This is a genomic window from Candidatus Omnitrophota bacterium (assembly GCA_040755155.1).
Lineage (GTDB): Bacteria > Hinthialibacterota > Hinthialibacteria > Hinthialibacterales > Hinthialibacteraceae > JBFMBP01.
In genome coordinates this window covers 24,216-37,582 of sequence record JBFMBP010000121.1, presented here as the reverse complement: position 1 = coordinate 37,582, position 13,367 = coordinate 24,216, and the positions used below count along the sequence as shown (strand labels likewise).

General features: G+C 52.4%; 9 protein-coding genes. 6 read left to right on the top strand and 3 right to left on the bottom strand.

The genetic code is table 11. The features are described 5' to 3' along the window. Window positions 1-11: 11 nt before the first annotated feature. Together hisC and AB1656_18000 are read right to left on the bottom strand one after the other, a co-directional pair. A complete protein-coding gene (gene hisC, locus AB1656_18005) occupies window positions 12-1,091 on the bottom strand; it encodes a histidinol-phosphate transaminase (GenBank protein MEW6237281.1) in 1,080 nt (359 codons plus the stop codon). Window positions 1,092-1,181: 90 nt separating this feature from the next. Next, window positions 1,182-2,207 carry a TIM barrel protein gene (locus tag AB1656_18000; protein MEW6237280.1) on the bottom strand — a complete coding sequence of 342 codons (1,026 nt, stop codon included), beginning with the start codon at window positions 2,205-2,207 and terminating at the stop codon, window positions 1,182-1,184. 393 nt (window positions 2,208-2,600) lie between these two features. On the opposite strand from AB1656_18000, the gene AB1656_17995 reads away from it, so the two are divergent. The 6 genes from AB1656_17995 to AB1656_17970 all read left to right on the top strand — a co-directional run bounded on the left by AB1656_17995 (window position 2,601) and on the right by AB1656_17970 (window position 13,123). Then, complete coding sequence (locus AB1656_17995; GenBank protein MEW6237279.1) at window positions 2,601-5,228, top strand: GH116 family glycosyl-hydrolase; 2,628 nt, start codon at window positions 2,601-2,603, stop codon at window positions 5,226-5,228. A 215-nt stretch (window positions 5,229-5,443) separates the two neighbouring features. Continuing rightward, window positions 5,444-6,523 carry a dihydrodipicolinate synthase family protein gene (locus AB1656_17990; GenBank protein MEW6237278.1) on the top strand — a complete coding sequence of 360 codons (1,080 nt, stop codon included), beginning with the start codon at window positions 5,444-5,446 and terminating at the stop codon, window positions 6,521-6,523. Between the two features lie 89 nt (window positions 6,524-6,612). Further along, window positions 6,613-6,834: a Trm112 family protein gene (locus AB1656_17985; protein ID MEW6237277.1), complete on the top strand. Its 222-nt coding sequence runs from the start codon at window positions 6,613-6,615 to the stop codon at window positions 6,832-6,834. 141 nt (window positions 6,835-6,975) lie between these two features. Continuing rightward, complete coding sequence (locus AB1656_17980) at window positions 6,976-8,394, top strand: aspartate aminotransferase family protein (protein ID MEW6237276.1); 1,419 nt, start codon at window positions 6,976-6,978, stop codon at window positions 8,392-8,394. A 14-nt stretch (window positions 8,395-8,408) separates the two neighbouring features. Beyond that, window positions 8,409-11,204: an MMPL family transporter gene (locus AB1656_17975; protein ID MEW6237275.1), complete on the top strand. Its 2,796-nt coding sequence runs from the start codon at window positions 8,409-8,411 to the stop codon at window positions 11,202-11,204. Window positions 11,205-11,392: 188 nt separating this feature from the next. After that, complete coding sequence (locus tag AB1656_17970; protein MEW6237274.1) at window positions 11,393-13,123, top strand: hypothetical protein; 1,731 nt, start codon at window positions 11,393-11,395, stop codon at window positions 13,121-13,123. 16 nt (window positions 13,124-13,139) lie between these two features. On the opposite strand, the gene AB1656_17965 is transcribed toward AB1656_17970, so the two are convergent. Then, on the bottom strand, window positions 13,140-13,367 hold a 228-nt coding region (locus AB1656_17965), incomplete at its 5' end, for a hypothetical protein (protein ID MEW6237273.1).

The window sequence follows — 13,367 nt, the reverse complement described above, 5'->3', positions numbered from 1 at the left end:
TTCATCATTCATCATTCATCATTCATCATTTCTTTTATGGCTTTAATGAGCCGTTGGTTTTCCTCTTCCGTTCCGATGGCGATGCGCAGAACGGGGACGCCCGCGTTGACGTTGGCGGTTTGATCGGAGACTAGGATGCCCCTTTGCGCCAGCGCCTTGGCGGGATTAATCTGCGTCTTTTCCCATAGAGTCAGCAAAAAATTGGCCTGCGAGGGGATGACCTTCAAGCCCAGCGCCGACAGCTCCTGTTGCATTTGCTCCCGCCATTCGATCAAGGTTTCGATTCGCTCTTGATAAAATGCAAGATCGTCCAAAACCGCCAAGCCCGCCGCCTGCGCCAAGACATTGACGGGAAAGGTCATGGCGTACCGTTCCATGAATTCGATCAGCGGGCGGCTAGCGGCGGCGTAGCCCAGACGCAAGCCCGACAAGCCGAAACTCTTCGACAGGCTGCGGAATACGATCAAGTTGGGATAATCCTTCACAAGATCGATTACCGTTTCTCCGCAAAATTCAAAGTAGCATTCGTCGATGACGACAACGCCGGGCAGGGATTGGATATAAGATATAATTCTTTCCCGATTCGTTAATGTTCCCGTAGGATTATTGGGATTGGCGATGAAGGAGAGCGCAATTTTAGCGACGGCTTCTTTCGGCGCCAGCGAAGAAAATGGCGGCAGTTGAAAATCGCCGTCTCGCCGGAACGCTATCGTTTTGAAGCCATGCCGTTGGGCGGCGAAGCGGTAGACGAAGAAACTCGGTTCGAAGGCGGCGATGGTTTTTCCCTGCCGTCCAAAGGCCGTACACGCCAGGTCGATCAGCTCGTCCGAACCGTTGCCGAGGATGATATTTTCCATCGCCAGGCCATGTCCGGCGTATTGCGCCAGCTTTTCCCGCAGCCGTAGAGCGTTCGTATCGGGATAGCGGTTAACGTTTTGGGATGCTTTGGCGATGGCGACGCGGACGCGCGGGCTGGGGGGAAAGGGATTTTCGCCTAGGTGAAGGGAGATGATTCCTTTGGAATCGTCGCGCCAAAACGAGGGGATGTCGTGACGCGGCGGCAGTGTGGTTTTTAAACGGAGTTTTTTCATTGTCATAAACCGGAATTATGGAAAATAGAGAACGGGACGCTTCGTTCAAGAAACGTCCCGTTGCAATCGATCAAGAGATTTACAAGACAATTACGCCTTGTCTCCCATGCCGTCTTCGAAGGAGCCGGAGGCGACGGAGAAGCAAAGATTTTCTTTGACGAATTTAATGCCGCCGCCGCTGCAAGCGTCGAGATCAACGTGGGCGCTTTCCGCTTCCACGATCATGGGGGCGGTTTGCGTTCCCATCGCGCGGCAATAGTTCTTGGGATAGCCGATCTGGATCATCAATTCGACGAAGCGGAACATATTGATGTCGCCGCTGGGCAGGTCGGTGAATTGCATTCCGCGCAGAGGCCAATTGGGCTGCATGGAGCGCAGGGGGAAGCCGGGACGTACGACGTGATTCTTGATATGGCAGCCGTAGCAGCGATCCGCCACTTTCAGGAAGCGCGTTTCCCAACTTTCGCCTTCCCAGCAATGGGAGGGATCAACGTTGACGGTCAGGCAGTTGTCGCCGTCGCAGATATCCACCAGCATATTGAAATCGTCGGCGCACATGGCCGCCGTGCCGGGGTGGATTTCATGGGCGAAATAGAGTCCCAGCGATTTGGCGCGTTCGCGCAACTTGGCCGTTTTTTTGACGAAGCGATCTTTGCCTTCTTTTAGAAAATCGAAATCGCCACCAGCCCAGAATCCCCATGGATAGCCGGAAGCCAATTCCCAACCGAAGACGACGCCCCAAAACATTGGAATAATCTTAACGCCCAATTCCACGGCGAGATCGAATTTCTTCAGCAAATAATCTTCCGCCCATTGTTCGATCTCTTGGGAAGATTTTTTCGCCACGTCGGATGGGATGAAAGGGCGGATGGTGGGACTCCCCGTCCAGGCGGTAGTATGCACCCAGAAGGGGCAGTGCATGGAGATGCCGTCGATCGATAAGCCTCGGGATTGGAAAGCCGTCTTGATTTCCGCGGCGCTTTTGCCATCCAGCATGAAATTCGACGGTTGAGCGCCCGCCGCGCCGGATTTTTTGGCGAAATCAAGAAAGCCCTCCAGGCCTTTTGCGCCATGTTGAGCGCCTTCGACGCTAGGATGGAAGCACGCTTGCGCCATAATCATTACTCCTTTTTACATAAATTTATAAAATATTACGATGGGACGAATCCCGCACTTTCCTCCGATCCTAGGCCGTATGGCCTTCTCTTTTGAGCGGATCGAACAACACAAATTACCTTTTTTTAGTCAAAACTACAAGATCGATCGCCATCTGTTGCGGGGAAAACTTAGGGTTTGGCGTCTAATGGGGACAGTAGAAACATTCGGGGCGTGGACAGGCGGGACGCCTGTTTTACCCGCGTTAATGAGAAAAGATCAAAGACAGGTTTCGCCATGCCTTTGCCACCCGCTCATCCTCCTATTGCTCTTTTTGATTTGTCAGCGTTGAACTCTGCGGTATCGTATGTTTCAATAGACCAAAATCCGTCGCATACGGGGGAGGATAAAAAAATGGAATTGCAGAGACGCGAAGTTTTAAAGATGCTGTCCGCCGCGCCTTTTTTCGGCTTATTTGGGCAAAGCGCTTATGCTAAAGTTTCCGAACGCCGCCGCAAAACGAAGGAGAAACAAGTTTGGCGCGTTTTCGAAGAACCGTTTTTATCCGAAATCGCATTTCCTCTCGGCGGTATTGGGGCGGGAACCGTCTCCCTTGGCGGACGCGGCAATCTGCGCGATTGGGAAATCTGCAACCGGCCACATAAAGGGCGGACGTTGGAAAATACGTTCTTCGGGCTTTGGTATAAAGAAGAAGGCGAACCGGGGAAAGCGTATATTTTGGAATCGCAAATCCAGCCGCCATTTCGGGGCGGATTCGGCCTCAACCGGGGGGAACTGCCGGGAATGCCGCGTTTTCGCAAAGCCCGATTTCTCGGCTCTTATCCTTTCGCCCGTTTGGAGTTGGAAGACGAGAAAGTGCCATTGAGCGTTTCCCTGGAATGCTTCAATCCCTTCATCCCCAATAACGATAAGGATTCCAGCTTGCCGGTTGCCGTCTTCTATTGGCAAGTGAAGAACAAAAGCCGCAAGAAAATCGACCTGACCGTTATGGCGTCTCTGCTCAACATCGCGGGAGTGGATTCCTTCGGCAAGAATCTCAACCAGTACGCCGACGCCGGGGCGTTTCGGGGCTTGAAAATGACGACGCAGAAGTACGCCGCCGATTCTCCCAAATATGGAGATATGGCGCTAGCGACTATGCACAAAGACGTAACTTATACGACTAGATGGGATCGCGGCGGCTGGTTCGACGCGCAAAGTTTGTTTTGGAACGATTTTTCCGAGGATGGCCGCTTGAATCCTATAGACCCATCCGATCCCAGCCCCAATAACAACACGGATACGTGTTCGCTGGGCGCTGTTCTTTCGCTTCAGCCCGGCGAGAGCGCGACGGTTCCTTTTCTTATCGCCTGGCATTTTCCCAACCGGGAAAATTATTGGAACGGCGAAGAAGCCGTAAAGGGCAAGATCGTCGGCAATTATTACGCCTCGCAATTCAAGAACGCTTGGGAAGTCGTCGAGTATACAACCCGCAACCTGCATCGTTTGGAACAGGAAACCCGCCTTTTCCACGAAGCCCTCTTTACCAGCACGCTGCCGGAGGAGGTTCTCGACGCCGTTTCCAGCCAGGCGTCGATTATCCGCACCAATACTTGCTTCCGGACGCAGGACGGCAAGTTTTTCGCTTTCGAGGGTTGTTCGGACAATGGCGGCTGTTGCCCGCTCAATTGCACCCACGTATGGAATTACGAACAATCTCTCGCCCATCTCTTCCCCAAACTTGAACAAACTATGCGAGACACCGATTTCTGCTTCAATACGGACGAGGAAGGGCGGATGGTGTTTCGCACGCATATTCCATTAGGATTGACCAAATGGGATTTTCCCCATCCCGCCGCCGATGGACAGATGGGGTGCATCGTAAAACTATACCGCGAATGGCGATTGTCCGGCGATGTGGATTTCCTTAAGAAAATGTGGCCCGGCGCCAAGCGCGCTTTGGAATACGCCTGGAAAAAATGGGATCCAGAGAAATCCGGCGTCATGACGGAACAGCAGCACAATACTTACGACATCGAATTTTACGGCTCTAATCCCATGATGGGGGCCATTTACCTCGCCGCCTTGCGCGCGGGAGAAGAGATGGCCCGCGCTCTTGGCGATGACGCGGCGGCGGACGAATACCGCAAAGTATTCGAAAAAGGCCGCGTGCGTCTGGAGCGGGAGACCTGGAACGGCGAATATTTCATCCAGGTTTACGATCCCAATCAGCATACGAAATATCAACTCGGCGACGGCTGTCTTTCGGATCAACTTTTAGGGCAATGGATGGCCCATGTCGTGGATTTGGGATATCTCTTGCCGGAAGACAAAGTCAAGAGCGCCATCCAGGCAATATACCGCTCCAATTTCAAGGAGACGTTTACCGAGCATTACAATCCGCAGCGTATTTACGCCCTCGGCGACGAGGCGGGGCTGCTGCTTTGTTCCTGGCCGAGGGGAAACCGCCCGGCGCTGCCTTTTGTCTATTCCGATGAAGTATGGACGGGGATCGAATATCAAGTCGCCGCCCATTTGATTTACGAGGGATTCATCGAGGAAGGATTGAACATCGTGCGCGCCGTACGCAACCGCTACGATGGCGAGCGGCGCAATCCTTGGAACGAAGTGGAATGCGGCCACCATTACGCGCGCGCTATGGCCAGCTGGTCGGTATTGACGGCGTTGTCCGGCTTCCAGTTCTCCGCACCGCAAAAGGGGATCGCCTTCACTCCCGTTATCAACCAAAAGAAATTCTCTTGCTTCTGGTCGGCGGGTCCTGGTTGGGGAACCTACGAACAAAAAAGCTCAAGCAGCCGCTTGCAGGCGAAAGTAAATGTTCTGTACGGCTTGCTGACGCTGCAAACCGTCTCTCTGCCTGCTCCCAAAACTCGAAAGAATACGCTGAAAGCGGAAGCGGCGATGGGATCGAAGAGTTGGGAAACGACCGCCGCCATCGAAGCGGGAAAAGCGATCTTGAGCCTGCCCGAACCGGTGGATATTCCATCCGGCGCTGCGTTGGAAATTCGTCTTAAAGCGTAAAAAAAAGACTGTGAGACTAGGAGACTGCGGGACTGCGAGACAAATTTTACTGTCCCCAAGTCCCCAAGTCCCAAAGTCCCCAAGTCCCAAAGACGGGGTGGCAAGGGCAAGGTTGTTTACTTGCCCTTGATGAATGAGTAGGGGCGTAGGGTCGTAGGGTGGGCTCAAAGCGAAGCGTAGCCCACTATTGAGACTTTATGATTAGGATCGATCCCATGACAACATTCCCTTATCCTCCCGAACCAATCGCCGAGTCGCTGAGTCAGGGACTAGTTATTCCCGCCCATCCGCTGGCTCTGACATCGGAGCGCCGTCTGGACGAACGGCGGCAGCGGGCTTTGACGCGGTATTATCTCGCCGCGGGCGCCGGCGGCCTCGCCGTGGGCGTGCATACGACGCAGTTCGAGATTCGCCAACCGAAAATTGGACTCCTGCAGCCGGTGTTGGAATTGGCGGGAGAGACTATCCGCGAATTCGAAACAAAGAATCCTGGCAAATCCATCGTTCGCATCGCCGGAATCTGCGGGAAAACGAAACAGGCTGTTGGAGAAGCGGCCTTGGCGCAGCGGTTGGGATATCATATCGGACTGTTGAGCCTGGGCGCAATGAAAGAGGCTTCCGTTCTGGAGTTGCTCGATCATGCGCGGGCCGTGGCGGAAATTATTCCAATCATGGGTTTTTATCTACAGCCTTCCGTGGGCGGGCGGATTCTGGATTACGCCTTCTGGCGAGAATTATGCGAAATTCCCAACTTGATGGCCATTAAAATCGCGCCTTTCAACCGCTATCAAACGTTAGACGTTGTCCGCGCCGCGGCGGAATCGGGGAGAGGCGGAGATATTGCGCTCTACACCGGCAACGATGACAGCATAATCGTCGATCTATTGACGGCGTTTGAATTCATGGTTGGGGGAGAAAAAGTAAGAATCCGCATCGCCGGAGGGCTGTTGGGGCATTGGGCCTGTTGGACCCGCAAAGCCGTGGAACAACTGGAACGCATCCATTCCATCGTTCGATCCAGCGGCGCCGTCCCGCAAGAACTTTTGACGCTGGCGGCGCAAATTTCCGACGCCAACGCCGCCTTTTTCGATCCCGCCCATCAATTCGCCGGGTGCATTGCGGGCATCCATGAGGTATTACGCCGCCAAGGCTTGATGCAAGGACGATGGACGCTCAATCCCACCGAGGATTTATCGCCGGGACAGATGGAAGAGATCGAACGCGTCTATGCGGCCTATCCCCATCTCAACGACGACGCTTTCGCGGCGGAACATCTCGGCGAATGGCTAGAGTGACGCATTGGAACTTTGAACTTTTCCCATCATGGTATAAACTTACTACTTCGATAATTACAATCCATTGCTGTGACAGGAGAGATCGTTCCATGCCGATCAGCGAAAAATTGCTTGAAATTCTCGCTTGCCCGCTCACGAAAGTTCCCGTGGTTCAGGATGGGAACTGGATCGTATCCACCGATCCCAAAACGCGCCGCCGTTATCCTATTAAAGACGACATCCCCGTAATGCTTATCGAGGAATCGGAAGAGATGAACGAAAACGAGTGGCGGGAAGTCATGAAGCGCCACAATCGAGAAATCCCTTCTTAGTATCTATTTACGGCGTTTTCTCATGAATTTGCACCAAAAAAGTAGAAGAGCCATCTTGGATCTTTCTTTCGTCATTCAAGAGGCTGGAAGCCTCTTCTACTTTGGTGTTTCTGAAGAGTGTCTTAGGCGGAGTCATTCCCCATGCCTTTCGATTTAAAAGAAATTCTATCCGATTCCCTTGGCGGCGCGCGAGCGCTGCACGAAGCGCATGTCAATCCCATGCTCGCTCGGGTGTTGGAAATGATCGGCTTCCAACACGAATACGTTCGCGGTTCGGGGTGTTATCTCACGACGCTGGACGGGCGCGAAATTTTCGACGGGCTGAGCGGTTACGGCGTATTCGGCATGGGAAGAAATCATCCCGCCATCCGTCAAGCCATCCATCAGGCGCTGGATATGGATCTGCCCAACCTGGCGCAGATGGATTGCGCCCTGCTGAGCGGCCTCTTGGCGAAGAAATTGATTTCTCTTGCGCCCGGCCATCGATTGCAACATGTCTTCTTCACCAACTCCGGCACGGAATCGGTGGAAGGCGCCATCAAGTTCGCCCGCGCCGCTTCTCAGCGTCCGCGAATTTTGTTCAGCCAGGGAGCCTTTCACGGCCTATCCACGGGATCGCTGGCCTTAAACGGCGACGAATCGTTTCGGGAAGGTTTTGGCGATTTGCTGCCGGGCTGCGTGAAAATCGACATGGAAGACGTTGAGGCCGTGCGGCGGGAGTTGGAAACAAATACCGTTGCCGCCGTTATCATTGAACCTGTGCGGGGGAAAGGCGTCTTCTATCCCAAAGACGATTCCGTTTATCCTGCGATTCAACGAATCTGCCGCGAGACGGAGACGTTCTTCATCGTGGACGAGATTCAATCGGGGCTGGGGCGCACGGGCAAATGGTGGGCCTGCCAGCATTGGAATTTGGAACCGGATATTCTCGTAACCGCCAAGGCGCTCAGCGGCGGCTTGATTCCCATCGGGGCGATTCTATATTCCCATGACGTATATAAAAAAGTCTATAGCCGTCTGGACCGCTGCGTTGTTCACTCTTCCACCTTCGGACAGAATTTAATCGCGATGGTTGCGGGTTTGGCATCTATCCATCTTCTGGAAGAAGAAAACTTGATCGAACGGTCGGCGCAGATGGGCGAGCGGTTGCTTTCTGGACTGTCTTCACTGCAAGAGAAGCATGAGTTCATCAAGGAAGTGCGCGGTAAAGGCCTGATGATCGGCGTCGAGTTCGGTCCGCCGAAATCGCTGCTGCTCAAACCCGCCTGGGCGATATTGCACAGCGTGGAAAACGGCCTCTTCGCCCAGGCTGTGGTCATGCAACTCTACGATAAGCATAATATTTTGACGCAAGTGGCCGGACATCATCAGGAAGTGGTTAAATTACTGCCTCCGTTCGTCATGAGGGAAGAAGAAGCGGATCGCTTGGTTTCTGCTCTCGACGCTGTCCTTATAGAATGCCGCCGCTTCCCCGGTCCCATATGGTCGGTGGGAAAGCAACTGGCGGGCGCCGCGGCCAAACAGCATCTATTTTCCCGCGAAAAAGCTCATACGACTTGAGCGAATAGGGGCCGATGAGAGCCTACCTTTTTCAATTCATTCATTTCCTGGTTTCACGCTACCCCCGAAGCGTCGTTATCCTTTCCCTCGCCGCCGCAGCAGCGGCTGGCTATTTCGGCGTAGAACGCATGGAGATGATTACCGATCAGGATCGACTGCTTTCGGAAAAGTTGGATTATCATAAGCGGTACATGGATTTCATCCGCCGTTTCGGCGATTTGGAGTATTTGTACATTCTGATCGAAGCGCAGGAACAAAACCGCGCCATCGCCTTCGCCGACGCCCTGGCGGCGCGCTTGAGCCAAAGTCCTGACGTTAAGGATATTATTTATTCCTTCGACAGTACGTGGGCCAGAAAATTCGCTCTCTATTTTGTTCCGGAAAACGATCTCAACCAGTTGTCCAAAGAACTAAAGAACAATGAACAGAACATTAAAAATCTCTTCGCCGCGAGTAACGCCGACGAGATTCTGCAAAAAATATCCGACGGACTGGATTCGGCTCTGACAGGCGCCGCCGCTTCGGATTCATCGGAGATAATGGGCGGCGATTTGAAAACCTTTCTCCAAGTTCTTGAAGGGAAATACGACGATCCCTTCAAGGAATTTTCGAAATTGGAAACCAGCATCGACGAGCAATTCAAGGACGGCAAGAAATATATCGTTACGGGAAAATCCATATTGATGCTGGTCATGCCGTCGAAGGATTATTCCACGCTCAGCGTTATCGATAAGCCCCTGCAACGCATCCGCGCCGATATTTGGTTGACAAGCCAGGAATTTCCCGATGTTGTCGCAGGCATGACGGGACGTCCCGTCCTCCAAGCAGACGAGATGACTACGACCAACCGGGATATGACGAAATCCACCATCCTCGCATTAGTTTGCGTACTGGTTTTGTTCGTACTATTCTTCCGCGAATTGGTTCGGCCTATGCTTGGCGTTTTGACGTTATTGATAGCCATGGGGTGGACGTATGGGTTCGTAGCGTTGACGTTAGGCCACCTTAATCTGCTCTCATTGGTTTTCGCTCTGGTGCTTGTTGGGTTAGGCATCGATTTCGGCATTCATTTTCTGCATCGCTATCAAGACGAATTGCGAAGGAACTTCGATCCCTCCGCCGCCATCGCCTCCGCCTTGAAACATGTGGGACCGGGAATCATCACCGGCGCCATCACATCCTCCATTGCTTTTCTTCTGGCATTAATGACGGATTTTTTGGGATTGGCCGAATTGGGATATGTAGCGGGAATAGGAATTATTATATGCCTGACCGCCATGCTGGTTACATTGCCTGCTTTTCTCATCGCGTACGACCGGCATGTTCGCAAGGGCGAATCGATCCCGGCGCCGCTTCATATCGCCGGGCTGCGCCATACGTCTCGTTATCCTTTGATCTTAGTGTTAATAAGTCTGATCCTGACAGCCTTTTTACTGCCCAAAGCGTTTCTCGTAACCTTTGACGACAATATTCTCAACTTGCAAGCCGACGGCCTCGAATCCGTCAAATACGAACACAAGTTGATCAACGAATCGGAATATTCCACCTGGTATTGCGCCTTTCTCAAGCCCGATATGGACGCGGTGCGGAAAACAGTTGACGAACTGAAGAAAAAACCCATCGTGGCGAAAGTCGAAAGCCTCGACGACGTCCTGCCTCGCATTGCGCCCAGCCAAAGAGAGACGATGCAATCTATCGCTTCTTTGCTTGATGCCGTGAAGGACGCAACGCCCGCCATGTATAGGCCGAATCCCGCGATTAGGCGGGAATTGTTGCAAAAAATCGATGGTTTATTCTCTTCAGTGGCTCAAATGAAAGCCCAGCAGGCGCAAATGAAGCAGGGGAACATCGATCCCAAAATGATCGAAGAAATGAAAGCGCGCGGCCTAGATCAATCCCAAATTGCGGAACAAATCGCCGCCGCCGGGACTGATCCCCAAAGCCAGGCTTCGGCGGATCCTATCGATCCCGCCCAAAAGGAACTCTTCGAACAATTGAAAAGTCTAGCATCTCTGATCTCTCCAAACAGCTCTATCGCCGATACAAGAATGCAAGACGCTAACGAATTGTTATTGGAACGTCCCCGAGCGCTCCTCCGTTCATTAAAGCGGAAAGCAACCGTAAAAGAACCGGGACCGGAAGATTTGCCCAAGAGCCTACGCTCGATGTATATCGGGAAAGAAGGTTCTTTTTTAATTATGGCTTATCCCAAAAAGAACATATGGGAAACCGAACCCATGCGGGAATTCATCGCCGAAATGCGCAAAATCGATCCCAATGTAACCGGAGCGCCCATCCAGGTCTACGAATCCAGCCGGTTGATGCGCGACGCTTTCACGAACATTGGCGCCTACTCCTTTATCGCCGTAGGCGTTCTGGTCTTCCTTGATTTTTTATCTCTGCCCATAACAATGCTCGTCATGACGCCATTGGCGTTGGGAGTATTGTGGCTGGTGGAGATTATGGGAATCTTCAACGTCCATCTCAACCTGGCGAACTTCTTCGCCATTCCCATCCTGATCGGCATCGGAGTCGATAACGCCGTTCATTTCTACCACCGGTATTTGGAAATTTACAATGTGGATAAGTCGATCAACACGACCGGCTCCACGTTGACCTTGACGACGCTGACGACGATCACGGGATTCGGCAGTTTGATTTTCGCTTCCCATAAAGGGTTGGCGAGCCTGGGCATTTTGATGGCGTTGGGATCGGCGACCTGCTGGTTTGCCTGCGTAGTATTCCTTCCCGCCTTAATTAAATTGCTGCCCCGCAAAACGCCCGATAAATTGTCGGTGGACGACCTTTAAGCGTATAATACTAATCACCAATGAATTTGTCGCTTTTAAAAATCCCTCTCCCAAGATTGGGAGAGGTTAGGTGAGGGTTGATATTATTAGATTTACTATACCCTCACCCTAGCCCTCTCCCAAAGGGCGAGGGAACTAATAAGCAACAATCTAAATGCAGACTGGTATAAGAACGACGAACGGGCGATATGACCGGACAATTTTGGGAAATAACGCGGCGACACGCCGGTTTGTTGTTACTCGTCGCGGCGGCGCCGTTGATCGTTACTTACCCACTTGCGCTTCATGCTTCCAACAGCATGTTCGCTCCCGGCGACAATTTCATCACCATGTGGACTACGCTCTGGCAAGTTCACGCCTTGTCCACGCCGGGCGAACATTTTTGGGACGCCAATATTTTTTATCCCTATCCCCGCACAGCGGCGCTTTCCGTGCTGCGCATAATATACGTTCCCTTCGCGGCGTCGATTCTCTGGCTGACGCATAATCCGGTATTGATGGAAAATCTGATCCAGCTCGGCTCCATCATCCTGTCCGGCGTTGGCATGTATATCTACTGTTATTGGCTGACGCGCCATCGCCTCGCCGCTGCGCTGGCCGGGATTCTCTTCACCTGTTGTCCGGAGCGCTTCGGGCGCCTTCCTCATCCCCATCAAGTCAGTCCCATCTTCTTCGCTCCGGCGTTATTGTCTCTCTCTTTATTCTTAAAAAAACATCAAAACCGTTACGCCGTCTTGGCGGCGTTTTGCTTGTTCCTTCAATTCCTGACATCCATCTATCTTTTCGTTTTTACCGCCGTTGCGTTGGCGGCGCTTATAGCGTCCGATCTTGATCTTTGGCGATGGGAGTATCGAAGAGTTGTATCCGTTGGAGGGATGCTTCTTATTATTATATTGCTGGTTATCGCGCCCTTTGCGGCGCCATATCTGATTAACCATTTTACTTACCAATTCAAAGACGCTTTCGAATGGACAGTCGATCTTTCCGCCCGGCCCGGCGATTATTTCGTAGCGCGCAGCATGAATCTCCTTGATGGGTGGACGGAAAGCGCGTTTGGCGTTCCACGATTCATTACCGGCATGATTCCGCCGGAATTTCTTTTGCCCGGATTTGCCGCATTGACGCTATTCGCTTTCGGAATCTATCTTCTATTTCGGCAGGATAATATTCATAAGCGGACGCTGCGATTTGGAGTAATCTTGGCGGCGGTTGGCTTCGTGTTGTCATTGGGGCCATATCTGCATATCGGGACGGAGCCGACGCGCATTCCTCTGCCCGCCTTATTACTCTATAAATTCATTCCCGGTTTTTCCGTCATCCGCGCGCCCGCGCGATTTTCCATTCTCGTTACGGCGGGAGTCGCTATTGCCGCCGCTGGCGCCGTTGCTTATTGGATGGAATCCGAGAAGCGATGGAAGCGGTTACTTATTAACGCTTTATCTATAATCGCCTGCCTGGAATGTTTGAATAAACCGCTGGTTTTGCAGGCCATCCCCATCGGGAAAGGGATTCCCAAAGTCGAGCAATGGCTGGCGCAGCGTCCGGAGCGCGTCGTCGTCTCCTATCCGTTGCGCTACCATTTGTCCTACATGTACTTTTCCTATTGGCACTGGAAGCGGCTAATCAACGGTTGGACGGGATATATGGCGAACGACTTCATGAAGGACGAATCGGCGCTCAATCTATTGCCGTCGCCGGAATCGATCGAAACGCTGAAACGCCGAGGAGCGGAATTGATCGTGATCTATCGCCGTTTCGATACAGATCCGCCCTTTATTACGTTTCTGCCGGAAGAAAATGAAGGCGTACAATATTATATATCGGAGTTAAAGAAGCGGCCGGAACTGTTCGAGCTGGTTTACGACGATGGGGCGGCGGCGGCGTTTCGATTCCTGGGCGGGAAAGAAGTGAGTCCATAACGTAGACGAACTATATTTATGCCACGATGTCGATCAGACCGTTGGTTGCGGGTTTTTGTTTCTTCTCTTCTTTCTCTTCCTCGTTCTTTTGTTTCCGCAGAGGCGAATAAAACAAGCCGCTATGGCTTTTCCCTTCGTACCGGGAGGAATCTTCGACGGAAAGTTGAAAGACTTCCGGGCGAGAGAAATGAATAGGCCTTGAGAAATCGACCATTTTCCTGCCCATCCTTTTCTGGATCGTTTT